The sequence below is a fragment of the Streptomyces sp. NPDC026515 genome (assembly GCF_055567595.1).
In genome coordinates, this window is sequence record NZ_JBVHQD010000032.1 from 32,715 (window position 1) to 55,696 (window position 22,982).

Consider the following 22,982-nt stretch of genomic DNA (forward strand, 5'->3'; position numbering starts at 1 on the left):
GGCCGGCCCGGCGGCACGATGTCGTCAACGGCCGAAGCCGGCGGTCAGGCCGCTCAGCAGTTGCCTGCGGGCGAACGCGTACAGGACCAGGACGGGCAGGGTGGTGAGGACGACCGCGGCGAGGACGGCAGGGACGTTCACGCCGTACTGGCCCTGGAAGGTCCAGAGCGCCAACGGCAGGGTCCGCCGGTCAGGACTCTGCGTGAGGATCAGCGGCAGCAGGAAACCGTTCCATATGGTCAGCGCGTTGAAGATGGTCACCGTGATGATCGCCGGCCGGGTCAGGGGTGCCGCCAACCGCCACAGTGCGGTCCATTCTGAGGCGCCGTCGACGCGCATGGAGTCGAAGAGCTCTTTGGGGATGTCCCGGACGAAGTTGCTGAGCACCAGCACGGACAGTGGGATGGCGAAGGCGATGGACGGGAGGATCAGGGCCAGCAGGCTGTCGTACAGGTGGAGCCTGATGATGATCAGGTAGACCGGAATCACCGTTGCCTGAAGCGGGATGGCCAGACCCATGAGGAACAGCCCGTTCATCGCCCGCAGGATCCGCATGCGCCAACCGCGGACGACCGCGTAGGCGGCCATGAAGGAGAAGACGACCGCCGGGAGGACCGCGCCGACCGTGACCACGACACTGTTGATGAAATAGCGAAGGAAGTCGGACTCGATGACCAGCCGGTAGTTGTCGAGTGTGGGGTTGGCCGAGGGCACCAGAGGGTTGCTCGCGTAGTAGTGGCTCTGCGCCTTGAGGCTGGTGATGAGGGTCCAGTACAGGGGTACGGCGACGACGAGGAACCAGAGCCATCCGGCAAGGCCACCGGCCCAGTTGCGTCGGCGGCCCGGGTACGGGAAGGGGCGTTGCCGCTTGCGGGGGCCGGATTCCCGCGGTCGTCGCGGCTCGGTCGGCGTGGTGGGCACCTCAGGCTCCCTCGAGCTGGCTCGCTCCGGCATCCCGGCCCCCCAGCCGGCGCAGCAGCAGGGCGAGGGCCAGACCGATCAGGACGAGGATGACCGCGATGGCGCTGGCCTGTCCCATCAGGCTGGCCTGGAATCCTCGCTTGTACATGTCCAGTGCCAGCACGCGGGTGGCATCGCCGGGGCCGCCTTCGGTCAGGACGAAGATGAGGTCGAAGAAGGTCAGGGACCCGACCACCATGAGCGTGGACGAGGTGACGATGGTGTACCTGAGCTGCGGCAGCGTGATGCTGAAGAACTGCCGGACCTGTCCCGCTCCGTCCAACTGCGCCGCCTCGTACAGGGACTTCGGGATCTGTTGGACGCCACCCTGGTAGATCAGTGAATGGAACGGGATGAACTGCCAGGAGACGACGAACACGACGATCCCGAAAGCGAGGCCCGGCCTCCCCAGCCAGTCCTGGCTGAGCACCTGGATCTTCAGCCCCGCCCCGAGCCCGAAGTTGGGGTCCAGGAGCGCCTTGTACGCGATCGCGATCGCCGCGGAACTGAGCATCAGGGGAACGAAGTACACCACGCCCAGGACCGCGCGATAGCGTTGACGGCCGGCCAGGAACACGCCCAGCAGAATGCTCACCGGCGTCTGAACGGCCCACGACACCGCCATGACCAGAAAGGTCACCCAGAGCGCGTGGGGGAGCCGCGGATCGGTGAGCACCGCACGCCAGCTGGCGAGGCCCGAGGGGTTGATCGCGCCGATCCCGTCCCATGTGGTGAAGCTCAGCGCGAAGACACCGGCCAGCGGAATCACGGCGAAGGCGACGAACACCACCAGCGCCGGCATGGCCAGCCAGGGCAGGATGCCGGGGGATCCAGGACGTGGCGGATGGCCGTGGAGTGAACTCATTTGCCGGTGACCTCGTTGAGGTTGCGAGCGAACTGCTGTGGCGATACGGACAGCTGGAACAGCTTGACGATGTTGTCCAGCAGGGTCTCGGCGGCCGTCGGGGGGAGGGCCTGGTCCCAGGACTGGCCGAACACCTTGGCCTTGCTGGCGATGTCATAAGTGAACTGCAGGAAGTCGGCACTCTTCGAGGCGGCCAGCAGCTTCTCCGTGCCCAGCCGGATCGGAACGGACCCGTTGTCGATCCACTTCTTCACCTCGGCGTCCTGGAGGACACCTGTGGCGAAGAAGTCTTTCGCGATCTTCTTCTGCTCGGCGCCTGCCTTCGAGGAGATGGACAGGTACTGCGCGGGGTTGCCGACGGTGTCGCTCGGGTCGCCCTTGCCGCCGTCCACAGGCGGGAAGGTCATGTAGCCCAGCGCGCCGCTGGAGACGAAGTCCCCGCCGTCCGCCTTCTGGATGCCGTAGGACCAGGCGCCGTGCAGCATCATCGCCGCCCGGCCGGTGTAGAGCAGCGCCTGGTCCGCGTTGGAGTCCGCGGTGATGGAGGAGAAGCCCTTGACGAACCCGTGGGCCCTGACGAGGTCCTGGACCTTGGTCAGCGCGTTGATGGCGTCGGGGTTGGACCAGGCGTTCTTCTCGCCTTCGATGATGGCCTGGAACACCTCGGGACCGCCGATGCGGTCGAACAGGAATTCCAGCCACATCATGTTGGTCCACCGGGACTGGCCGCCCAGGGAGAACGGCGCTATCCCCTTCGCGTTGAACTTGGGCACCAGCGCCATGATGTCGTCCCAGGACTGCGGCGGTTGCGCGTGGATCTGATCGAAAGCCTTCCTGTTGTAGTAGAGGATGATCGGCTGGACGGTCTCGCACGGCATCGCGTAGATCTTGCCGTCGACGGTCGCGGCACCGAACGAGGACGGGAACAGCCGCTTCTTGACCTCGGAGTGCTCCTCGAACCACGAGGTGAGGTCCTCGACCTGGCCCGCTTCGACGTAGGTGCGCAGCGTCCCGCCGCCCCAGCCCCAGATGACGGTGGGCGCCTGGCCGGCGCCGATGGCGGTCTTGATCTTCGTCTTGTACGCGTCGTTCTGGTAGGTGGTGCCCTTGATCTGCTGCTTGGGGTGGGAGTCGTTGAACGCGTTCACCGCACCGGTTCTGACGCCCTCCTGCGGCTGGCCGTTCAGATACCAGTACGTGGCCACACCTCCGCCCTTGCTGGGGCCGGAAGAACCGCAGGCCGCCAGTGCCGCGGAGACCGGTACGCCGGTGGCCAGGCCAAGGAGGGTGCGTCGGGAGAGCGCCATGTTTTTCTCCGCACTCGAGAGCCGTCGGCTTCTCGTGAGTCATGGTGAAAATGTTTCGAAATCCCTTGCGCAGAGCTCTGGTTGTGAAAATTAGGTTTCGAGCTGACGCGCTGTCAAGATGTGTGTAGGGCTGTTGTCAGGTGCTCTTGAGCTGGATGATGTTGGCTCGGCGTAGCGTGAAGAGCATCCGGAGCCGGACCGAAACAGTTTCGAAGATGCGTGGTCGGTGCGCGGGAGGGTCGCCGGCTGCCGCACCGTTGGTGCAGGTCGCTGCGTGCCGACTGGGGCCGATGCCTCGGGTGCAGGACGAGGAGGAGGTCCCCTTGCCGAGGCGCTGCGGCACCCCACAGCGGCCGGGTCCGCGATCGTCCACCGGACAGCGGACGGGCCGCGGCTGACCCCCGCGGAGCATGCGTTCGTCGGGATCCGGGGAGCGCCCCCGCGCGAGGCCGACCACGGGCTTCGTCGTGGCCCCCGAATACCCACCGTCACGGAGCGGGCGGCGGCCTCCGCCGCCCGTCGGTCGGGTCGCCCTACTGGACGGAGACCGGGCCGCCCGGTCCAGCTCAGGGCCGGGATTGCCGTACTGTTGACCGGTTCCACCCGTGTCGCCGGCCCGACCGGCGGCCCGTCCCACGGGTGGATTACAGGTGAGAGGAACCGATGCGACCGAACGCCAGGCGGACCACGTTGGCGGACATCGCCCAGGCAGCCGGGGTCTCCGTCGCGACCGTGTCCAAAGTACTCAACGGTCGCGGTGACGTGGCGCCGCATACACGCACCAGGGTGCAGGAACTACTCCAGCAGCACGAGTATCTCGCACCCGTGCTGCGCCACATCGAGGCCGTCGAGAGTCCCACCATCGAGGTGCAGTTCAAGGGTGCACTCAAGTCGTACGTGGCCGAGACGCTGGAAGGAATCATCGATTCCGCCGCCGAGCTGGGAGCCTCGGTGGTGATCAGCAGGGCGTCCCATGCCCCCCACTGGGCCAGGGACCTGGTCTCGGCCGGACGGAGGGCGGTCATCGCGATAACCAGCGTGTACACCGCGGCGCACCTGAACGAGTTGGCCCGGTCGGGGCTGCCGCTGGTCGTGCTGGACCCGTTGCACCTGCCGGACGGCCGGGTCAACAGTGTGGGGGCGACGAACTTCGCCGGAGGTCTGGCAGCGACGCAGCACCTGCTCTCACTGGGTCACCGCCGCGTCGCGTATCTCGGCGGACCGGCCCTGGCCGTGTGCAACCAGGCTCGGATGCACGGCTACCGCGCCGCGATGGAGGCGAGTGGAGAGCAGGTACCCGACGTCTACCTGCGGCCGGGCGAATTCACGTACGAGAGCGGGTTGCTCGGTGCCAAGGCGCTGCTGGATCTGCGTGAGCCGCCGACGGCGATCTTCGCGGCCAACGACGAGATCGCTCTCGGGGCCGTCGAGACCGCTCGCACCCGAGGTCTGCGTGTTCCCGAGGACCTGAGCGTGGTCGGCTTCGACGACACGAGCCTGGCCCAGATGGCTTCACCGCCACTCACCACGGTGCGCCAGCCTCTGCGCGAGATGGGCGGTGCCGCCCTGCGCACCGCCCTACGGTTGGCCAACGGCGAGAAAGTCGAGTCCCATCACATCGAACTCGCCACCGAACTCGTGGTTCGCACCTCGACCGCGCCGCCTCGCGCAGGCACCCCGGCCTCGGGTGATCGCGGGTGAGAGGTGTCCGGACGGAGCCCGCACGGCGTTCGGGGCCGCGCACAGGAAGTCGGTGGCGCTGATGAAGGTGAAGTGGACGATCGGCGGTGCGGTGCCGCGATGCCGATGAGGGGGGCGGGGCGGGGTTCTGGGTGCCCCTGTCCGGGTGGGGCCGTGGAGCCCCGGGCGATCCGCCGAGGGAGGGCGACCGAGGCCGGAAGCCGGTAGAAGCCGGCACTTCCCATCGCTTCGGGGGAGTTGCCGACATGCACGCGGCTCGGCATCGAGCTCCACGCCGTCCCATTGGAGCGCTGGCGGCGTCCGGTTGTCAGGTGGTTGTGGCGACGAGCAGGAGCAGCGGGTCGTCGGCAGGTCGAGTCTTCAGGCATGACGTGGGGACCGAGTACTCGTTCGACGTCCGCTTCTGGCTTTCTCGGCGGCCGTACTGGTCGCAGCCGTGGATCGGCCCTTCGCCCCCGACACGGTCGTCCGCGGGGTGCTCGCCCGGGGCCCGCCACATCGCGAGCGCCTGGCCGGCGTGTTCCCCAAGACCTGGAAGCAGGACGGCCGGCCCGACACCGCTCCGCCCTTGATGCAAGCGGCGTGCGAGTACCCGGAAGCGGCGACGCTGGTGGGGGAGTTGTCCAGGGGCCGCGTCGTCAGCCCGATCGTCGTGGCGATCGCCCCGGAGCAGGCCGGGCTGAAGGCTTCCTGAAGGGCAGTTGCCGCCCTGGGCCTGCACGTAGGACGCTCTGCTCGCGTTCGACGTCCCCGCCGCCCTGCCCGGACAGGCTCTGGCACCGGGCCGGGTTCGAGGTCTCTTCGGCCGGCGTCGGGTCCAGATGGGGACGGCGGCGAGGTGGAGTGCGGCCTGGTGGGCGATGGCGAGCTCGTCGGTCCGCATGGCCGGGCGGCGGCATTGGCTACGCCGGTTGATGCACGCTTCACCGTGTTCGGCGGATACCACAACAGCATCCCCAACCACGGCGCCTGGCTCGGCATCTACGCGGCAGTGGTCCAGCGACCACGGACGAAGGGCTTCGGACCTGTGCCGAAACGGGGGGTGATCGAGCGGACCTTCGGCTGGCTCATGCAGTACCGCCGCCTGGCAGGGGACTACGAAGCCCTCCCGTAGAGGTACCGCACGACGATCCACTGGGCGGTGGCTGGCAAAATGTCCCGCGAACCCTGTCTGCCGACGGGCTCCATGAAGGGGGCTGCTGATGGCCGGCAGGTGGCCCGGGGGCGGGACGGGTTTTCCCGTGGTGGGTATGGCCATCGACCGTAAGGAGCAGGTCGGGAAGGCTGGAGGGTGTGGCCAATCTACGTCGCGTCACCCCGGGGGGTCGTCTCGGTGAGTCCGATGGCGAACGCCTTGAGAGAGCGATTGAGACGCGGAGCGAAGTCGAGTGCAACGTGGCCCCACTGTGGTTCCTGCTCGTAGAGCGCCGCGAGGGTGGGGGTGGGGTGTGAGACCTGCCAGAAGCCGGAGGCCAGGGTGATCGCGACGGCCAGCAGGTTGCCGATCTGTTCCAGCGTCATGGTGCTTGCGCGGTCCAGCGCGTCGGCGATCTCGTCGTGCGCGGCGAAGGCGTTGGTCTTGTAGCGGCGGGCCCGTTCGATGTCGACGTCGCCTTCGAGGTGGAGCGTGGCGTGGGTCAGCAGGTCGCAGAAGACCGGCAGTGCGACCAGGGTCTCGCTGACCACGGCCGCGGTCTGCGCCGGCCCGAGCTCCGCGCGGCCGTCTGTCTCGTTTCTGATCGCGTCGCGCCACTGCTGCCATCCGCGTTCGGCCAATTCAAGGAGCAACTCCTCCTTGCTGGCGAAGTAGCGGCGTACGCCGGTGCGGTGCAGGCCGGCGCGCTCGGTCACTGCGGTGAGCGTGACGTGCCGGACGCCTCCGAGGTCGAGCGCGAGCGCTTCCGCCGCCTTGAGCAGATCTTCCGAGCGGCGGGTCTTGTCTTCGGCTGACCTGGCTCTCTGCTGCATTCCCCCACACTAACGCACGTTGTGATGCGCTAACCGGAATCGGGTGGTACGGTCGAGATAACGCATCACGAGGTGCGTTAAATGAGAAGTGGGAACCATCATGAAGGCGATACAGGCTGTCCAGTTCGGCGCACCGAGCGTGCTCACCGTTGCCGACCTGCCGGATCCCGCCCCCGGGCCCGGCCAGATCGCGATCGACGTCACCCACGCCGCCGTCGGGCTCATCGACGTGTACCTCCGCCAGGGCCTGTTCAAGGGCGCCCCGGGGCTGCCGCAGCCGCCCTACGTTCCCGGCCTTGAGGTCGCAGGCACTGTGCGCGCGCTCGGCGAAGGCGTCACCGGCTTCGCCGTCGGCGAGAAGGTGGTGTCACTGTCCTCCTACGGGACGGGCGGATACGCATCCGTGTTCGTCACCGACCAGGAGCGAGTCGTCTCCACGCAGGACTACGACATCGATCCCGCCCTGGCTGTCGCCGCCATTCCCAACGCGCTCATGGCCCACATCGCTCTCACCCGCGCCATCAGCATGTCCGCCGGCGAGAGCGTCCTCGTACACGGCGCGCTGGGCGGCCTGGCCTCCGCCTTCCCCGGTATCGCCCGACAGCTCGGCGCATCCCGGGTGGTGGGCACCGTCCGCTCCGGGAAGATGGGCGCGGCGGCCGCGAGCAGGCTGCACTACGACACCATCGTCGACTCGGCCCAGCTGCCCGACGTCCTCGGCGACGAGAAGTTCGACGTCATCGTCGACCCCGTCGGCGGACTCCTGCGTACTCAGAGCCTGGACCTGCTGGCACCCTCGGGCCGTCTCCTGCTGGTCGGCAACGCCAGCGGCGACTGGGACCAAGGCATCGACGGCAACCGTATCTGGCAGGGCAACATCACCGTCACCGGATTCAACGCTGGCGGTTACGTCCCGGCCCACCCCGAGTCCGTTGAGTCCGCCGCCCTGGCCGCACTGAAGGCGGTCGCGGGCGGACTGGCCGACATCGAGATCGAGACCCTCCCCCTGGCCGACGCGGCGACCGCACACGAACGGCTGGAGAACCACGCAACCGACGGCCGCATCGTCCTCACCGTCTGCGATGCTCGCTGAAGCTTCCTGCCTCGTTGAACCCCAGACCAAGTGGGGCGACGAGCACCCCTGGCCGTTTTGCAGCGGGCGCTGGGGCACGCGCGTCACAAGAGGCTGCCGTGAACACGCAACGGCCCCAGCGCGGATCAGATCCGGCGGTTGATGTGTCCCGGGCAGAGGGACTCCAAGACGGTTCACAACGGCTGTCTGGATCTCGGGAAGCACGGGATGGCGGTCCTGGAGGGCCCCAGCCGGAACGGGGCGAGTGCGGCTGACGCGGCTCGGGTTGGAGGCGGCCCTGGAGGTGTTGGGCCGCCCGCTGGGTGAGTACGGTGAGAGCGAGGACCTCGGCGACCGCGCCTTCGACATCGTTGTCCAAAGCGCGGCCTGCCCGGGGCGCGGCTCTACGGGATGCGGCAGGTCCGGAGGGGGTGCCGGACGCCGGGGTGTGTGGTCGGGCTACGGCGTGTAGTGGGCGTCACTGCCGTACAGCTCCTTGGTGAACGCGGAGACGTCGGCGCTGCGATCGGCGGCGTCGAGGTTGTACGTCAGATAGACGCCGTACCCCTCGCTGACCGTGCGGCGGGCGAGGCCGGCTGCCGTGCTCTGCGAGGTCCTGCCGATCTCGACGGCCGCGGGTGACAGTTTCGACTTGGGCAGTGCGATGCCGGGAACCTGCCAGGTGCCGTAGTACGGGTTCCAGGCGTAGTCGAACTTGGACGAGATGTCGACGCCGCCGTAGGACAGGCGAGACGCGGCCGGCCCGATGTTGTAGAGGCTGATGATCTTGCCCGGTATGTCGGCGCGCAGTGCCGACACCAGGTACACGAACGAGCTGGCGTTGGGCTGGCCGGTGCCGTTGTTGCCGTATTCGGCGTACTCGTCGTCGAAGTCGATGCCGTCGAGGCCGTACTTGGCCACGGTGTCCGACAGTTGTTTCGCGAACGCCGAAGCCGCCTGCTGGGACGGGAAGTTGGCGAAGCCCGCGCCCTGGTGGTTGCCGAGCACCGAGAGGACGACCTTGATGCCCTTCTGTTGCAACGGCCGTATCTGCGTGGCGGCGTTGTCGAGGACGTGCTGCACGTTCTCGTTGAAGTACAGGGTCGCTGCCTTCGTGCCCGTGTCGTAGTTGATGTTCGCCGCGAAGATCACGGCGACGTCGAAGACGTTGCCGCCGCCGTTGGCGAGGGTGTACTTGCCGACGTTCAGGATGCTGTTGTTGTTGACCTCGACGTACGCCACCGAGGTCGGTCCCTGTTTCGCGGGAGCGGGGGCCGCTGCCGCGCCGGTCGTGGCGGTCGCACCTAAGGTGAGGGCCGCAGCGGCCGAGAGCGCGAGCGCGGCCGTCCGTATTCTGCTCCGCACCGGAGTGAACATCGTTGATCGGTCTCCCATCGCATGGAGCGGCGTCCGACCCGTTCGCGGGCGCCGGGAAAGCCCCCCCCGGATCCTTCCGTTCCCACGGCCGACTCTTCAGAACCATGGGGAACTCTTCGCGACTCCCACGCACGTACGTCGCGCCGTAACCCTGGATCCCGGCAAAGGAGTTATCGGAATGCCGCGCTGGCCCAGGCCGGCGACCAGCAGGACCCGCGGAGATCGGCATCGGCGCGATCGCCGCGGGCGCACAGCTCCCGCACCCCGGCGGCGTCCTGGCCGTCGAGCCGGCCGCCGTCGCCGATTGGCTTGCTGTTCCCGGTCGAAGAGCTGCACGGCATCGGCTCCCGCCATGCCGTCACCCTCAAGCTCTACGGGATCGACCACGTCGGCGTGCTCGTCGCGCTCATGCCCGCGACGGTTCAGCGGATCCTGTGAGCCCCTGGTCGGTGAACTCGGCGCCGGCGCCTGCTGCCGGCCGGCTCTTCCCCGGGTGGCGCTGCCCGGCGTCGTGCGGCACCGCGGGTGCCGGACGGCGGGCAACGCCGATCCGGCCTACTGAGGGGTGAGCGTGAAGGACTGGGCAGCACCGCCGGAGCAGCTCCACTGCTGGAGCCGGGCGCCGTCGGTGGTGGAGACATCGGTGACGTCCAGGCACTGGGCGGGATTGCTGCGTGGCGTCAGGGTGTAGGTGCCGCCTGCCCCGGGAACCGGCCTCCACTGCTGATTGGCGCCGCCGCCGTAGGCCCAGAGCTGGATCTTCGCTCCGTCGCCGGCGCCCGTCCCGCCGGTGACGTCCCAGGCGGCGTTGGCCGCGTTGCGGCTGACGACTGTGTAGTAGCCGCTGTCGGTGGGCTGGAACCGCCACTGCTGGTTGGTGCTCCCGGACACGCAGGTCCATTGCTGCACGGCGGCGCCGTTGGCGGTCGAACCAGCCGCGTCGTCCACGCACTTGCCGCTGTTGACGTTGGTGACCGTGTACCACCTCGCGGGGTCGACGGGCCCGGTGCTGCCTCCGCCGACGTCGGGCCAGACGTACGTGCCCACCGTCTTGGCGGGCAGCGTGCCGCTGATCTGCTGGCCGTTGGCGCGCAGCGTGACGGGCTGGTTGGAGGCCGTCTGGTTGACCACCACGGTCACCAGGCTGCCGTCGGGGTTGAGGAAGGCGACGTTGGTGACACCGCCGCTGGTGCCGTTGTTCGTCTGGACCCGGGTGGCGCCGCGTGCGATGAACTTCGAGAACTGGGCGACGATGTAGTACTCGGGCAGTGCCCAGTACGTGTCCGGGTTGCTCGGCGACTGGATGAACATGGTCGGGTCGGGTGCGCCGGACCACTGCTCAGGGCTGCGGTTCTGGTCGAGCATGGTGACCCAGTCCTGGTACATGATCGACTGGTTGCGGAAGTACTGGACGATCCGGTCCGCGCCGGCGGTGCCCCATACGGCGCGTTCGGTCATGGCCACGTCCTTGGTGGGGTAGCTCGACTTGACCTGTCCCATGGAGGTTGGATCGCCGCCGTAGTCGTGGAAGGCGACGCCGTCGACCGAGCTGAACGCGCTGCTGGGCGAGCCGGGATTGCCGAGGACCCCGGCGGTGTAGGACGGGCCGTCCCCGAAGTTGTGGTCGAAGGCCCAGATCTTGGTGGCGGACGCGCCGTTGCTGTTCAGCTCGGTGCGCAGCGCGGTGGCGATCCTGCGTTCCTGGTCGGCGGTGAGCGTCATGCCCGGGTAGTCCGGTGGCGAGAACAGCGGTTCGTTCTGCATCGTGACGGCGTACAGCGGCAGTCCCTGGCCTGCGTAGGCGGTGACGGCCTTGCGCAAGTAGGTCGCGAGCACGGGGATGTTCGCGTCGGGAAGCGTGCCGCCGATCAGGCTGTTGTTGTTCTTCATCCAGGCCGGCGGGCTCCACACGCTGCCGGACAACAGCAGGTTGGGGTTGATCGCCTTCGCTTCCTCGAGGACCGAGATGATGTTGTAGTCGATGTCCTTCTGGATGGAGAACCGCGACAGGCTCGGGTCGGCCGCGCCGTCGTCGTAGGTGTAGAACTGTCGCGAGGTGAAGTCGCTCGAACCCAGCGGGATCCGGGCGATGTTGAACCCGGCACCGTTGACCGGGTCGACGAGCTTGCGCAGTGCCGCGGTACGCGCCGAGGCGCTCATCCGGGACAGGTTGTAGATCGTGGACTCCTCCAGCGAGGAGCCGACGCCAAGGACGGACTGGTAACGGGTGGCGGTGTCGGCGGTGATGGTGGCCGTGCCCGACGCGGTGACCGCGGTGAGGTCGGACTGCCGCGACAACTGGTACCGGGTCGAGGCGAGCCCCGTCGCCGGGTTGGTGAACCAGTTCGCGTTGGCCGGGCCGAATCCCGGGGCGGTCGACTCCGAGCTGAAGTACACCTGAACGGGAGCGCCCGCCGCCTGGGCCGACGGTGCGTTCACTGCGGTCAGAGCGACGGGTGTGAGCAGCGCGCCGACCGCCGTCGCGGTCAGTGCGAGCGTGGCCCGACGGCTGCGTACCACTGGAGTGACGGTCCGGGAGCGCGGTCGCCACCAGTGGGGGTGTCTCAGAGGCACGGGAACTCCTGATCGGGTGGGGGGTGTTGCCTGCCGCTCCGTGTGCGCCGGCGGGACTCGCTCGTCCGACACCTTGCGTACGTGGCGGTGCTGGATCGGGCGGGGTGTTCCGAAGGCGGGAGGCTGATGCGACTGTGGTGGACGATCAGTGCGGTGACGCAAGGGGATTTACATCTTTTTACAAGTCGTGAACTTAGGCCGGGTGCTGAAGCACCGTCAACCCATGCGTCTCGACGGGCGCATCAGCTGCGGTGCCTCGGACCAGGCCGTCGCCCTTTCCGCGCGTCGTGGGAACCTGGCGCGCCGAAGGCCCGGCCGGCCCGACCTGGTTCGGAGCCGAGCCGACGGCGAAGGGGGCGGCACGGTGGCAGGCCCGATGCGCTCGCCTCTCACCTTGACGTCCTCTGGACGACCGTCATGTACGGACAGTGGGGCGATGCGGCAACTGCCGAGGAGAAGTTCTCCTGGTGGATCGGCTCGTATGCCGTTTGCATGGACGGCCGATGCGCATGGTGGAACGGACAGCCGCCATGACGTGTTCGAACGGCGGCGCGTCACATGCCTGCCCCTGCGGCGAGGTCGTGGAACTCTCGGCGTTCGGCGGTGATCGCGTCGCCCGCCCTGGTGGGATGCACGCGGTTGGTCAGCAGTACGGCGTAGCGTCCCGCGGCCGGGTCGACCCACACGCTGGTGCCGGTGAAGCCCGTGTGTCCGAACGAGTCAGGGCCGAACGCCTCGCCGGCGGGGGAGCCGACCGGGTCGCGGCCCTGCCAGGCGAGCGCGCGGCGCGGCCCCAGTCCGTCGGTGTGCGGGGCCGTCATCAGCGCGAAGGTGTCCGGGCGCAGCAGGCCGCGGCCGCCGGCGGCCAACGCGGCACCGATGCGTTCCATGTCCTCCAGAGTGGAGAACAACCCCGCGTGCGCCGCGGGCGCGCCGAGCACGACCGCGTTCTCGTCGTGGACCTCGCCGACGACCACACGCCCGCGCCACGGGCAGTCCTCGGTGGCCACCGCCCGTGCCCGGCGCGCCGCGTCCGGTGCGAAGCCGGTGTCCCGCAGGCCGAGCGGCGCGGACACCAGCCGCTCCACCAAGGCGTCCAGCGGTTCTCCGGACGCCGCCTCGGCGATCAGCCCAAGGATGATGAACCCCTGCGAGGAGTACTGCACCCGCGTGCCCGGCCGCGCGGTCAGGGGCAGCAGGCGCACCGCCTCCAAGAGCGCGGCCCGGGTGGGATGTTCCCGGTAGAGCGGGATCCGGCCGGGGATGCCGGAAGTGTGTGTGAGCAGGTGACGTACCGTCAGGTCGGCTTTGTCGCCGCCGCGGTAGCCGGGGAGATGGGCGCCCACCGTGTCGTCGAGGCCGAGTGTGCCGCGTTCCACCAGGGCCATCACGGCCAGCCCGGCGAGCGGCTTGGTCACCGAGGCCAGGTCCCACACGTCGGTACCGTCCAGGGGCGGTCCGTCCCAACTCCGGGTTCCGATCCAGCCCCGGTCCAGCGGGCCCGAGGCGTTCCCGACGGACCAGGCGGCGCCCGAGTGGATCCGCCGTGCCCGTCCCCGGGCGAGCAGGTCGGCCGGCTCGCTCACGAGCGCTCCTCCCGGGCTTCGGCCTGCACCAGGCCGAACATCGGAGCGCGGGCGCCGAGCCCGGCGGACACCGTGCGCGCGGCGGCCCGGACCATCGGCCCGAACACCTCCACACTGTCCGGATCCAGGGTGAAGGTCACTCCCGCGATCCCGATCGCCCCCACGACCCGGCCCGCCGCGTCCGTCACGGGTGCCGCCACGGACCGAACGTCCAGCTCGTCGTACTCGTCGTCCACGGCGTAGCCGCGCTCGGCCGCCTCGGTGAGCAGGGTGCGCAGGACTGCCGGGTCGGTCGGTGTGTAGGGGGTGCGGGCCTCCAGGTCCAGCGCGTCGAGCACACCGTCGCGCTCGTCGGCGGGCAGCCCCGAGAGCATCGCCAGTCCCACTCCGCAGGCGTACAGGGGGGCACGGTGACCCGGCCGGGTGCTGATCCGGTACTCGCGAGCCGGCTCCGACTGCTCCAGGCAGACCGCGTCCCCTGCGTCGCGGACCGCGCAGAACGCCGCATGGCCGGTGTGCCGGCGCAGGTCCGCCAGGGCGGGCCGGGCCAGTTCGAGGACGCGGCTGTCGTTGAGCGCCGCCGCGGCCAGGCCCAGCAGGCGCGGACCGGGACGGTAGCTGCCGCCCTCGGTCGCCTCCGCGAAACCGTGTTCCGCCATGGTGCGCAGGTGCCGGTGGACGGTGGGCTTGGTCAGCCCCGTACGGCTCGCGATCTCCCCCAACCGATGCGGACTGCCGGGCTGGACGAGCGCTTCGAGCACCTCCATGGCCTTGTCGACGGGGCCCTTGACGAGTTCCTGGTCGACCGACCGGGTGTTGACCGCTTTCACCATGTCGCTTAGCTTAACCCAACCGCATTCCATCTGACGGAACGGAGGTGTTCTTCAGTGGAACGATTTCTTCAAGGGTGCACGGCGGGCAGCAGCCGTCCCGGCCGGCGTCAGGTCCTGCGGACCGGTGGTCTGCTGCTCGGAGCCCTCAGCGCCCCTGCGCTCCTGACCGCGTGCGGCACGACGGCCGCGGCGGACAGAGCCGGCAACGTCCTGCGGGTCTCCCAGCCGGGCGACCCCAAGACACTCGACCCGCAGAAGCAGGGCGACATGGTGTCGATGAACGTGCTGATCAACATGTTCGACACACTCACCACCCGCGGCCGGGACAACCGGTTGCACCCCAGGCTGGCCTTGTCCTGGAAGGCGACCGCCGCGCACACCTGGCGCTTCACCCTGCGCCCCGGCGTGACCTTCCACAACGGCGAAGCGTGCGACGCGCACGCGGTGGCCTTCAGCATCGAGCGCCTCCTCGACCCTGCGACCAAGTCGCCCATCGTCGAGCTGCGCTTCGTCAAAGGCGTCACCGTCGTCGACCGGCACACCGTGGACGTGCACACCACCGTGCACGACCCGATCCTGCCCGCCAAACTCTCCCTGTTCGGAGGCGTCGTGGTGCCGCCGCGGCACCTCGCCGAGGCCGGCGACGCCGCGTTCGCCGAACACCCCGTCGGCACCGGCCCCTTCGTCTTCGAGAGCTGGCAGCGCGACCACGAACTGCGTATGCGGGCCTACGACGACCACTGGAACGGCCGCCCCGCACTCGACGGCGTCGTCTTCAGCCCCGCACCCAACGCCTCCTCCTCACTGGCCTCCCTGCAGAGCGGCGGAGTCGACCTGGTCGCCGGACTCACCCCGGACGCCGCCCAGCAGCTCGACGGCTACGGCGGAATCAAGATCGACGGCCACACCGGGATCCGCACCGCGTACCTGTCGCTGAACACCCTGGAACGCGGCCCCCTCCAGGACCGCCGAGTACGTCAGGCACTGAACCACGCGATCGACGTACCGCTCCTGATCAAGGCCGTACTCGGCGGCAAGGCCACCGAGACCCCCGCCCTCGTCCCACGGGGCGCCTTCGGCTTCGACCCCACGGTCAAGCCCTTCACCCGCTCCCTGGACACCGCGCGCAGTCTGCTCGCCGAAGCCGGCCACCCCCACGGCTTCGCCACCACGCTCACCGCCTCCAACGTCGACGCCAACGTCGCCGAGGCCCTCTCCGGACTGCTGTCCCGCGTCGGCGTGGACGCCCGCGTCGACCTGCTCGACCCCGGTACCTACTCCGCCCGGCTCACCTCGGACAACCGCGGCGCACTCGGCCCGATCTACCTCGCCGCCAGCACCGTGTGGACCCTGGACGGCGCCAGCATCGTCCAGTCCAACGTCCGCAGCGACCGGCGCCAGAGCCGCTGGCACTCCAAGGAGGCGGACCGCCTCATCGACACCGAGGAGCTTGCCGAGGACCCGGCCGAGCGCACCCGGGCCCTCTCGGACCTGCAACGGCTGATGCGCGAGGAAGCCCCCTTCGTCTTCCTCTACCAGATCGACAACATCTACGCCCGCAACGACCGGCCCCGCTGGACGCCGGGATCCGCGGGCGTCCTCGCCATGGAGAGCGCGGAGGTGACCCGGTGAGCACACCGACCCTCGACCGACCACCCGCACCGGCGGCCCCGGCCGCCCGCCCCGGCCGCAGGACGGGACTCCTGCGCGACGTGGGCAAACGCCTGGCCATCGCCGTGTTCGTCCTCTTCTGCACGGCGACCGTCGCCTTCTTCCTGGTACGCCTGTCGGGTGACCCCGTGAAGATCCTGCTGCCGCCGGACGCCACCGCCGCACAGGAGCAGGCGCTGCGCCACTCCCTGGGCCTGGACCAGTCCCTGCTCTCCCAGTACCTCGACTACCTCTGGGGGCTACTCCACCTCGACTTCGGCGACTCCCTCGTCTACGGCCAGCCCGTGAGCGAGATCCTCGCCGACCGGCTGCCCGCCACCCTCGAACTCGCCGCTGCCGCTCTCGCCGTGACCCTCGTCATCGCGATTCCGGCGGGCATCCTCGCCGCCATGCGACGCGGCCGGGGCACCGACAGCACCGTGATGACCGGAGTCCTGCTCGGCCAGTCCACCCCGCCGTTCTGGGTCGGCATCCTGCTCATCCTGGTCTTCGCCGTCTGGCTGCGCGTCCTGCCCGCCTCCGGCTACGGCACCTTCGCCAACCTGATCCTGCCCGCGATCACCCTCGCCGTGTACTCCGTCGCCGTCGTCGCACGGCTGTTGCGCTCCTCGCTCGTCGACGTGCTCTCCTCGGACCACATCCGCAGCGCCCGCGCCAAGGGCTTCGGCCCCCTCCAGGTGGTCCTCCGGCACGGACTGCGCAACGCCTCCCTGCCCGTGGTGACCGTCGTCGGCCTCGAAGTCGGCAACCTGCTCGGCGGCGCGATCCTCACCGAACGGGTCTTCTCCTGGCCGGGAGTCGGACAGCTCACCGTCGAGGCGATCTCCAACCGCGACTTCCCGCTCGTCCAGGCCGCCGTCCTGTTCTTCGCCACCACCTTCGTCGTGGTGAACCTGCTCGTCGACCTCTCCTACAGCTTCCTCGACCCGAGGGTGAGGACGTCACGATGACCGTCACGACCCCCGCCACGACCGACCGGGCCGCGGCGCGGACAGCGACCGGCGGCCCCGGCTCCGGCAGCGGTTCCCGGTCCGTCGTCCTGCGGGCGCTGCTGCGCAACAGGCTCGCCGTGGTGGCCCTCGCGGTCCTCGCGCTGCTGCTCGTCGCCGCGCTGTTCGCACCGCTGATCGCCCCCTACGACCCCAACACCCAGAATCTTTTGCTACGACTCCGGCCTCCCGCCTGGCAGCACGGCGGCAGCGGCGCCCACCTCCTGGGCACCGACCAGCTCGGCCGCGACATGCTCTCCCGCGTCGTCTACGGCGCCCGGGTCTCCCTGCTCGTCGGCGCCGGCGCCGCCCTGCTCGCCGGTGTCATCGGCACCGTCGTGGGCCTGTCCGCCGGATACCTCGGCGGCTGGGCCGACCGCACCCTCATGCGTCTGGCCGATGTGCAACTCGCCTTTCCGGCGCTGCTGCTGGCCCTCGCCGTCGTCGGCTTCTTCGGCTCAGGACTGTGGATGGTGATCCTGGTCCTCGGCTTCACCGGCTGGGTCTCCTACGCCCGCGTCGTACGCTCCGAGGTGATGTCGCTGCGCAGCCGCGACTTCATCACCGAGGCCCGCGCCATCGGTGTCAAGGACGTCACCATCATGCGCCGGCACCTGCTGCCGAACGTGATGGCACCGCTGGCCACCATCGGCACCCTGCACGTCGCCGCCGCCATCGTCGCCGAGGCCTCCCTGAGCTACCTCGGCCTGGGCGTGCCCAAGGAGACCGTGACCTGGGGCGCGATGCTCTCCGACGGCCAGCTCTACCTCGGCACCTCCTGGTGGGTCGCCGTCTTCCCCGGCATCGCCCTGATGCTGACCTCCCTCGCCATCAACATCACCGGCGACGCCCTGCGGGACGTCGCGGACCCGAAGGCCTACCGCCGATGACCAACGACCGACCCACCCCCGAACCGTCCCGGCGGCCGGACGACGAGCAGCCGCTGCTGGCGATCGACGGCCTCAGCGTCGACTTCCGGCTCCCCACCTCCGTCGTCCACGCCGTCCAGGACGTCTCCCTGCACGTCCACGCCGGTGAAACCCTGGCCGTGGTGGGGGAGTCCGGCAGCGGCAAGAGCGCCACCGCGCTGTCCGTGCTGCGCCTCAACCCCAGCCCGCCCTGCGTCTACACCGGGGGCGAGATCCGGTTCGACGGCCGCGACCTGCTGAAACTCTCCGAGAAAGAACTCGGCAAGGTCCGCGGACGCGACATCGCCATGGTCTTCCAGGACCCCATGACCTGCCTCGACCCGCTCCAGCGCGTCGGCAGCCAGGTCGCCGAGGTCCTGCGGCTGCACACCGGCATGTCCCGCGCGGACGCCGCCGAGGTCGCACTGGCCGCCCTGGACGAGGTCGGCATCCCCGATCCGGCCGCACGCTACCGCCAGTACCCGCACGAACTCTCCGGCGGCCTGCGCCAGCGGGTGATGATCGCCACGGCCCTGGTGGCCCGCCCCCGTCTCCTGATCGCGGACGAACCGACCACGGCCCTCGACGTCACCGTGCAGCGCCAGATCCTCGACCTGCTCGTCACCCTCCAGCACAAGCACGACATGGCCGTGCTCCTCATCACCCACGACCTCGCCGTCGTCGCGGAGACCGCCGATCGGGTCGTGGTCATGAACCAGGGCAAGGTCGTCGAGACCGGCGACGTCCTGGACGTCTTCGACCGGCCTGCCGACCCCTACACCCGCACACTGCTGGCGGCCACCCCGCGACTGGAGGCGGCATGAGCACCGACGGCACCACACCCACGTCCACTCCCGAGGCGGCGACCCCACCCGCTCCGGTCATCCTCGAACTGGTCGGCTTGCGCAAGGAATTCGGCACCCGGCACACCCACGTCGCCGTCGACGACGTCTCCCTGGACGTCCACCAGAACGAAACCCTCGCCCTGGTCGGCGAGTCCGGCTGCGGCAAGACCACCCTGACCCGGCTGCTGCTCGGCCTGCTCGAACCCACCGCCGGCAGCGTGCGCTTCGACGGACAGGACCTCGCATCCCTCTCCGCGGCCCAACTGCGCGGCATCCGGCGGCAGATGCAGGTCGTCCTCCAGGACCCCTACTCCAGCATGAACCCGCGCATGCGCATCACCGACATCGTCGCCGAGCCCCTGGTCACCCACGATCCCGAGGCCCGCGGACGGCGCGCCCGGACCCGCAACCGGGAACGGGTCGGGGAACTCCTCGAAGCCGTGGGTCTGGACGCCGGCATACAGGACCGCTACCCCCACGAGTTCTCCGGCGGCCAGCGCCAGCGCGTCTCCATCGCCCGCGCCCTCGCGCTCCACCCCCGCCTGCTGGTACTCGACGAACCCACCAGCGCCCTGGACGTCCGCGTGCAGGCGACCGTCCTCGATCTGCTGGCCGAACTCCAGCAACGCCTCGGCCTGACCTATCTGTTCGTCTCCCACAACCTCGCCGTGGTGGCCCAGGTCGCCGACCGGGTCGCGGTGATGAGCAAGGGCCGCCTCGTCGAGGTCGGCGAGGCGGCGGCGGTGCTGCGCGACCCGCGGCATCCCTACACCCGGCGCCTGCTCGACGCCGTACCGGTCCTCGACCCGCGCCGGGGTCGCCGGGCCGCCGAGCGGGCCGCGGCGACGGCGGCCGCGCAGAGCCGATGACCAGGCCCGCCCCACGGGAGGCGGCGCCCGTGCCCACGGCACAGGCCCCCGCCTCCGCACCCGCCCTACGAGTGGGACAGGACCAGCCCCGCCCCGCCCAGCAGCGCCACGTCGTCGACGGCCGCCGTACCGACCAGCACCCGTGGCTGCTCGGCCCCCGCGAAGGCGACCGCGTCCCGCAGCCGCTCCTCCACCACGACGCGGAACCGCTCACCGCCCTCGCGGGCCTCGCCGTGCAGGATGAACAGGCCCGGCGCGAAGAGCTGCTGCACATTCACCAGCCCCAGAGCCAGGTTGTGCGCGTACTCCTCCACCACCCGGTCGGCCAGCGGATCACCGCAGGCGACCAGCGACTCCAGCGAGCACGCCGCACCGAGCCCCGCGGCACTCGCCCGCGCCCGCAGCCAGCCGGTGGTGGCCAGCGTCTTCCAGCAGCCCCGGCTGCCGCAGGTGCAGCGCTCACCGCTGGCCGACACGGTCATGTGCGCGCCGCTGCGGCCGCCCGGCGGGGCCATCACCTCACCGTCGTACAGGATGCCCACGCCCAGCACCTCACCGGTGGACACCGAGGCGAACGTACGCCGCCCGCGGCCCGCACCGAACCAGCGGTCGCCCAGCACCTGCAGCCGCGCCCGGTGCTCCACCCGCACCCCGGCCCCGGTCAGCGCGGCCAGCCGGTCGGCCACGGGATAGCCGCGCAGCGCGGGAACGTCGTTGACCTCCAGGATCCGTCCCGCGCCGGGATCCACGAGCCCCGCCGCGGCCACCCCGATCCCCTCCAGTGGACGGCCGGCGAACAGGGGCGCGACCCGGGCCAGCGCCCGGTCGATGTCGGCGGGGACGGCACGCGCCGCGTCGTAAGACGACTCGGTACGGTCCAGGACCCGGCCGGCCATCGACAGCACGGCCGCCCTGACCCGGCCGGGCACCAGTTCGACGGCGCCCAGCCGCGGTGCCGCGGGAGGAGGGGCCGGTTGCTCCGCGGCGTCGGGGACCAGTCGCAACAGGGAACTTTTGTGGACCATGCGCCGACTCTGCCATGGCCCCGTTTCGGAGAGGTAGCACTGTGAGTCAATTGAGGCTGACCGATCTCACCTGGCGTGAGGTACGCCGGGCCGGCGAGGAGGGCATCGTCCTGTTGCCCATCGGTTCGCAGGAGCAGCACGCCGCGCACCTGCCGATGGGCACCGACACCCTGCTCGTCGAAGAGGTCGTCGACCGCGCACTGGACCTCCTGGACCGTGAGCCCGAGGCGCCCCGCGTCGTACGACTGCCCGCCCTGCCCTTCGGGCACAGCCCACACCACCTGTTCGCGGCGGCCGTCTCGCTGTCCGCGGCCACCCTGGCCGCGGTCCTGGACGACGTCCTCGACTCCCTGGTGACCAGCGGCTGCCGCCGCATCATGGTCGTCAACGGCCACGGCGGCAACGACGAGATCATGCGGCTCGCCGTCAAACGGCTCGCGTTGCGCGCCGAGGTGACGGCCGCCGCCTGCTCCTACTGGACCCTCGCCACGGGCGACGACCCGGCCGGCCGGCCCGAGGTCACCCCGGGACACGCCGGATGGTTCGAGACGTCCCTGATGCTGGCGGCCCACCCCGACCTGGTGCGCACCCCCGTACCCGCCCGCATCCCCGTCGAACCTCCACCCCTGTTCGACAACCCGCCCCACCCCGGCCTGACCGTGGAACGCCACGGCGAGTGGGAGCGGGTCGGCGGCTCCACCGACGACCCCTCCGGCTCCGACGCCGACCGGGGCGGCCTGCTCCTGGACGACCGGGCGCGCGCACTGGCGGACGCGATCCGGGCCTTCGACACCGCGAGCCGGTCAGCCCGATGAAGCAAGGAGAAGAAATGAAGATCACCGACGTCGACGTGTGGGTCGTCAACCTCCCACTCGTCAATCCCTTCACGAGTTCCTTCGAGACCAAGACCGGCGAGACCCGCACCGTCGTCCGCGTGCGCACCGACACGGGCGTCGAGGGCTGGGGCGAGACGATGTGGGGCCGGCCGGTCGCCGCGATCGTCCGCCGGCTGATTCCCGACCTGATCGGCACGAGCCCCTTCGCGGTCGAGAGCTTCCACCGCAGGCAGCACATGGTCCCCTTCTTCTACGGCTACCTCGGCTACGCGGCGATCGCCGCCGTCGACGTCGCCTGCTGGGACGCCATCGGCAAGGCCACCGGCCAGTCCGTCACCGACCTGCTCGGCGGCCCCGTGCGCGACGAGGTCCCGATCACCGCGCTGATCACTCGCGCCGACGCACCCGGTGCGACCGGCGCCGACCTGCCCAAGGCCATGGCGGAGCACGCCGTACGCGTCGTCGCCGAGGGCGGCTTCCAGGCGGTCAAGCTCAAAGGCACCCGGGACTCCCGCGGAGACGTGGCCGTCCTGCGCGCCGTACGCGAGGCGCTGCCCGACCTGAACCTGCGCGTCGACCCCAACGCGGCCTGGTCAGTGCCGGACTCGGTACGCGCCGGCATCGCCCTGGAGGAACTCGACCTGGAGTACCTGGAGGACCCCTGCGTCGGCATCGAGGGGATGAGCCAGGTCAAGGCGAAGGTCCGCATCCCGCTGTGCACCAACATGTGCGTCGTCCGCTTCGAGGAGTTCGCCCCGGCCATGCGGCTCAACGCCGTCGACGTCATCCACGGCGACGTCTACAAATGGGGTGGTATCGCCGCGACAAAGGCGCTCGCCGCGCACTGCGAGACCTTCGGCCTGGGCATGAACCTGCACAGCGGCGGCGAACTCGGCATCGCCACCGCGGCACACCTGGCCGTGGTCGCGAGCACCCCCGTCCTGTCACGGGCCATCGACAGCATGTACTACCTGCACGCGGACGACATCATCGAGCCCCTGCACCTGGAGAACGGCCGACTGCACGTCCCGTCCGGGCCCGGCCTGGGCGTCACGGTCGACGAGGAGAAGCTCCTCCACTACGCCGCCGTCAACGAGCGCGACGGAGACCTGACCGGATGACCGACACACCCAACGGCAAGCGGGGCGTGAGCACCCCCGACGCACCACGTCCGGCCGGCGCCTACTCCCAGGGAATCGTCGCAGGCGGCCTCCTCTACACGGCTGGCTTCGGCCCGCAGCACCCGTCCACCGGCGAGGTCCCGCAGGGCGTCGGCGCGCAGACCGCACAGGTGCTGCGCAACATCCGCGCGGTCCTGGCCGCCGAGGGGCTGACCATGCGGGACGTCGTGAAGGTCACCACGCACCTCCAGCATCTCAAGCGGGACTTCGCCGAGTACGACGCGGCCTACCGCGCCTTCTTCGAGGACCCCTGCCCCGTACGCACCACCGTGGGGTCCGACCTGGTGGACATCCTCGTGGAGATCGACGTGGTGGCGGCCCTGCCCGGCCTGGACGCGCCCGGGTGACACGGCGTCGCGCCCGCAGGCCCGTCAGAGACAGGTGCCCACGACGTCCGACGGGCGCGGCACCCCCC

Annotated in this window: 21 protein-coding genes and 2 pseudogenes; 13 read left to right on the forward strand and 10 right to left on the reverse strand. The window is 70.0% G+C overall.

Annotation, left to right across the window (positions count from 1 at the left end; translation table 11 throughout):
- Positions 1–24 precede the first annotated feature (24 nt).
- Genes ACZ4O3_RS40710 through ACZ4O3_RS40720 form a run of 3 tightly spaced genes read right to left on the reverse strand, consistent with a single transcriptional unit; the run spans position 25 to position 3,132 of the window.
- Entirely contained in the window at positions 25–921 is an 897-nt protein-coding gene (locus ACZ4O3_RS40710) for a carbohydrate ABC transporter permease (RefSeq protein WP_362719150.1), read from the reverse strand.
- Position 922: 1 nt separating this feature from the next.
- Positions 923–1,825, reverse strand: coding sequence for a carbohydrate ABC transporter permease (locus tag ACZ4O3_RS40715; protein WP_467727344.1), 903 nt, complete (start codon positions 1,823–1,825; stop codon positions 923–925).
- Positions 1,822–3,132, reverse strand: a complete 1,311-nt coding sequence (locus tag ACZ4O3_RS40720) for an extracellular solute-binding protein (RefSeq protein WP_467727346.1) — start codon at positions 3,130–3,132, stop codon at positions 1,822–1,824. Before ACZ4O3_RS40720 ends, ACZ4O3_RS40715 begins: the two co-directional genes overlap by 4 nt.
- 663 nt (positions 3,133–3,795) lie before the next feature.
- Between ACZ4O3_RS40720 and ACZ4O3_RS40725 the strand changes: the two genes are divergently transcribed.
- Positions 3,796–4,833 (forward strand): LacI family DNA-binding transcriptional regulator, encoded by a 1,038-nt coding sequence (locus ACZ4O3_RS40725; protein WP_467727348.1) that lies wholly within the window; start codon positions 3,796–3,798, stop codon positions 4,831–4,833.
- A gap of 436 nt (positions 4,834–5,269) precedes the next feature.
- Positions 5,270–5,527 carry a hypothetical protein gene (locus ACZ4O3_RS40730; protein ID WP_467727385.1) on the forward strand — a complete coding sequence of 86 codons (258 nt, stop codon included), beginning with the start codon at positions 5,270–5,272 and terminating at the stop codon, positions 5,525–5,527.
- A 111-nt stretch (positions 5,528–5,638) separates the two neighbouring features.
- Here the strand turns inward: ACZ4O3_RS40730 and ACZ4O3_RS40735 are convergent.
- Positions 5,639–5,758, reverse strand: a pseudogene (locus tag ACZ4O3_RS40735) (IS5/IS1182 family transposase); the annotation flags it as partial.
- An 84-nt stretch (positions 5,759–5,842) separates the two neighbouring features.
- On the opposite strand from ACZ4O3_RS40735, the pseudogene ACZ4O3_RS40740 reads away from it, so the two are divergent.
- Positions 5,843–5,941 (forward strand): annotated as a pseudogene (locus ACZ4O3_RS40740) (IS5 family transposase); the annotation flags it as partial.
- A gap of 194 nt (positions 5,942–6,135) precedes the next feature.
- On the opposite strand, the gene ACZ4O3_RS40745 reads toward ACZ4O3_RS40740, so the two are convergent.
- Positions 6,136–6,801: a TetR family transcriptional regulator gene (locus ACZ4O3_RS40745; RefSeq protein WP_467727349.1), complete on the reverse strand. Its 666-nt coding sequence runs from the start codon at positions 6,799–6,801 to the stop codon at positions 6,136–6,138.
- 100 nt (positions 6,802–6,901) lie between these two features.
- On the opposite strand from ACZ4O3_RS40745, the gene ACZ4O3_RS40750 reads away from it, so the two are divergent.
- On the forward strand, positions 6,902–7,894 hold the full coding sequence (locus ACZ4O3_RS40750; RefSeq protein WP_467727351.1) for a quinone oxidoreductase family protein: 993 nt from the start codon (positions 6,902–6,904) through the stop codon (positions 7,892–7,894).
- A 438-nt stretch (positions 7,895–8,332) separates the two neighbouring features.
- Here ACZ4O3_RS40750 and ACZ4O3_RS40755 read toward each other — a convergent pair whose 3' ends face one another.
- Positions 8,333–9,250: an endo-beta-N-acetylglucosaminidase H gene (locus tag ACZ4O3_RS40755; RefSeq protein WP_362719167.1), complete on the reverse strand. Its 918-nt coding sequence runs from the start codon at positions 9,248–9,250 to the stop codon at positions 8,333–8,335.
- 309 nt (positions 9,251–9,559) lie between these two features.
- On the opposite strand from ACZ4O3_RS40755, the gene ACZ4O3_RS40760 reads away from it, so the two are divergent.
- Positions 9,560–9,688 carry a hypothetical protein gene (locus ACZ4O3_RS40760; RefSeq protein ID WP_467727354.1) on the forward strand — a complete coding sequence of 43 codons (129 nt, stop codon included), beginning with the start codon at positions 9,560–9,562 and terminating at the stop codon, positions 9,686–9,688.
- 117 nt (positions 9,689–9,805) lie between these two features.
- On the opposite strand, the gene ACZ4O3_RS40765 is transcribed toward ACZ4O3_RS40760, so the two are convergent.
- The 3 genes from ACZ4O3_RS40765 to ACZ4O3_RS40775 form a co-directional block, all read right to left on the reverse strand.
- Positions 9,806–11,770: an RICIN domain-containing protein gene (locus ACZ4O3_RS40765; RefSeq protein WP_467727355.1), complete on the reverse strand. Its 1,965-nt coding sequence runs from the start codon at positions 11,768–11,770 to the stop codon at positions 9,806–9,808.
- 608 nt (positions 11,771–12,378) lie between these two features.
- Entirely contained in the window at positions 12,379–13,410 is a 1,032-nt protein-coding gene (locus ACZ4O3_RS40770) for a serine hydrolase domain-containing protein (RefSeq protein WP_467727357.1), read from the reverse strand.
- Positions 13,407–14,243, reverse strand: coding sequence for an IclR family transcriptional regulator (locus ACZ4O3_RS40775; protein ID WP_362720046.1), 837 nt, complete (start codon positions 14,241–14,243; stop codon positions 13,407–13,409). The genes ACZ4O3_RS40770 and ACZ4O3_RS40775 overlap by 4 nt, the downstream gene beginning before the upstream one ends.
- Positions 14,244–14,297: 54 nt before the next feature.
- On the opposite strand from ACZ4O3_RS40775, the gene ACZ4O3_RS40780 reads away from it, so the two are divergent.
- Genes ACZ4O3_RS40780 through ACZ4O3_RS40800 form a run of 5 tightly spaced genes read left to right on the forward strand, consistent with a single transcriptional unit; the run spans position 14,298 to position 19,525 of the window.
- A complete protein-coding gene (locus ACZ4O3_RS40780) occupies positions 14,298–15,875 on the forward strand; it encodes an ABC transporter substrate-binding protein (protein ID WP_362720043.1) in 1,578 nt (525 codons plus the stop codon).
- Positions 15,872–16,864: an ABC transporter permease gene (locus tag ACZ4O3_RS40785; RefSeq protein WP_467727358.1), complete on the forward strand. Its 993-nt coding sequence runs from the start codon at positions 15,872–15,874 to the stop codon at positions 16,862–16,864. The genes ACZ4O3_RS40780 and ACZ4O3_RS40785 overlap by 4 nt, the downstream gene beginning before the upstream one ends.
- Complete coding sequence (locus ACZ4O3_RS40790) at positions 16,861–17,793, forward strand: ABC transporter permease (RefSeq protein ID WP_362720040.1); 933 nt, start codon at positions 16,861–16,863, stop codon at positions 17,791–17,793. The genes ACZ4O3_RS40785 and ACZ4O3_RS40790 overlap by 4 nt, the downstream gene beginning before the upstream one ends.
- A complete protein-coding gene (locus ACZ4O3_RS40795) occupies positions 17,790–18,635 on the forward strand; it encodes an ABC transporter ATP-binding protein (RefSeq protein ID WP_362720036.1) in 846 nt (281 codons plus the stop codon). Before ACZ4O3_RS40790 ends, ACZ4O3_RS40795 begins: the two co-directional genes overlap by 4 nt.
- Complete coding sequence (locus ACZ4O3_RS40800; protein WP_362720033.1) at positions 18,632–19,525, forward strand: ATP-binding cassette domain-containing protein; 894 nt, start codon at positions 18,632–18,634, stop codon at positions 19,523–19,525. The genes ACZ4O3_RS40795 and ACZ4O3_RS40800 overlap by 4 nt, the downstream gene beginning before the upstream one ends.
- A gap of 65 nt (positions 19,526–19,590) precedes the next feature.
- Here the strand turns inward: ACZ4O3_RS40800 and ACZ4O3_RS40805 are convergent, their stop codons facing one another.
- Complete coding sequence (locus tag ACZ4O3_RS40805) at positions 19,591–20,529, reverse strand: ROK family protein (RefSeq protein WP_467727381.1); 939 nt, start codon at positions 20,527–20,529, stop codon at positions 19,591–19,593.
- 62 nt (positions 20,530–20,591) lie between these two features.
- Here ACZ4O3_RS40805 and ACZ4O3_RS40810 point away from each other — a divergent pair, with 62 nt between their 5' ends.
- The 3 genes from ACZ4O3_RS40810 to ACZ4O3_RS40820 are packed head-to-tail and all read left to right on the forward strand — an operon-like array spanning position 20,592 to position 22,914.
- A complete protein-coding gene (locus ACZ4O3_RS40810) occupies positions 20,592–21,365 on the forward strand; it encodes a creatininase family protein (RefSeq protein WP_467727361.1) in 774 nt (257 codons plus the stop codon).
- Positions 21,366–21,379: 14 nt separating this feature from the next.
- Positions 21,380–22,507 (forward strand): mandelate racemase/muconate lactonizing enzyme family protein, encoded by a 1,128-nt coding sequence (locus ACZ4O3_RS40815; protein ID WP_362719652.1) that lies wholly within the window; start codon positions 21,380–21,382, stop codon positions 22,505–22,507.
- A complete protein-coding gene (locus tag ACZ4O3_RS40820) occupies positions 22,504–22,914 on the forward strand; it encodes a RidA family protein (protein WP_467727363.1) in 411 nt (136 codons plus the stop codon). The genes ACZ4O3_RS40815 and ACZ4O3_RS40820 overlap by 4 nt, the downstream gene beginning before the upstream one ends.
- Positions 22,915–22,982: the final 68 nt, after the last annotated feature.

Bases quoted from the DNA above. Each gene is read 5' to 3' on its own strand.
- ACZ4O3_RS40715 (WP_467727344.1), bottom strand. From the start codon at position 1,825: ATGAGTTCACTCCACGGCCATCCGCCACGTCCTGGATCCCCCGGCATC.
- ACZ4O3_RS40720 (WP_467727346.1), bottom strand. From the start codon at position 3,132: ATGGCGCTCTCCCGACGCACCCTCCTTGGCCTGGCCACCGGCGTACCG.
- ACZ4O3_RS40725 (WP_467727348.1), top strand. From the start codon at position 3,796: ATGCGACCGAACGCCAGGCGGACCACGTTGGCGGACATCGCCCAGGCA.
- ACZ4O3_RS40745 (WP_467727349.1), bottom strand. From the start codon at position 6,801: ATGCAGCAGAGAGCCAGGTCAGCCGAAGACAAGACCCGCCGCTCGGAA.
- ACZ4O3_RS40750 (WP_467727351.1), top strand. From the start codon at position 6,902: ATGAAGGCGATACAGGCTGTCCAGTTCGGCGCACCGAGCGTGCTCACC.
- ACZ4O3_RS40755 (WP_362719167.1), bottom strand. From the start codon at position 9,250: ATGTTCACTCCGGTGCGGAGCAGAATACGGACGGCCGCGCTCGCGCTC.
- ACZ4O3_RS40775 (WP_362720046.1), bottom strand. From the start codon at position 14,243: ATGGTGAAAGCGGTCAACACCCGGTCGGTCGACCAGGAACTCGTCAAG.
- ACZ4O3_RS40790 (WP_362720040.1), top strand. From the start codon at position 16,861: ATGACCGTCACGACCCCCGCCACGACCGACCGGGCCGCGGCGCGGACA.
- ACZ4O3_RS40795 (WP_362720036.1), top strand. From the start codon at position 17,790: ATGACCAACGACCGACCCACCCCCGAACCGTCCCGGCGGCCGGACGAC.
- ACZ4O3_RS40800 (WP_362720033.1), top strand. From the start codon at position 18,632: ATGAGCACCGACGGCACCACACCCACGTCCACTCCCGAGGCGGCGACC.
- ACZ4O3_RS40815 (WP_362719652.1), top strand. From the start codon at position 21,380: ATGAAGATCACCGACGTCGACGTGTGGGTCGTCAACCTCCCACTCGTC.
- ACZ4O3_RS40820 (WP_467727363.1), top strand. From the start codon at position 22,504: ATGACCGACACACCCAACGGCAAGCGGGGCGTGAGCACCCCCGACGCA.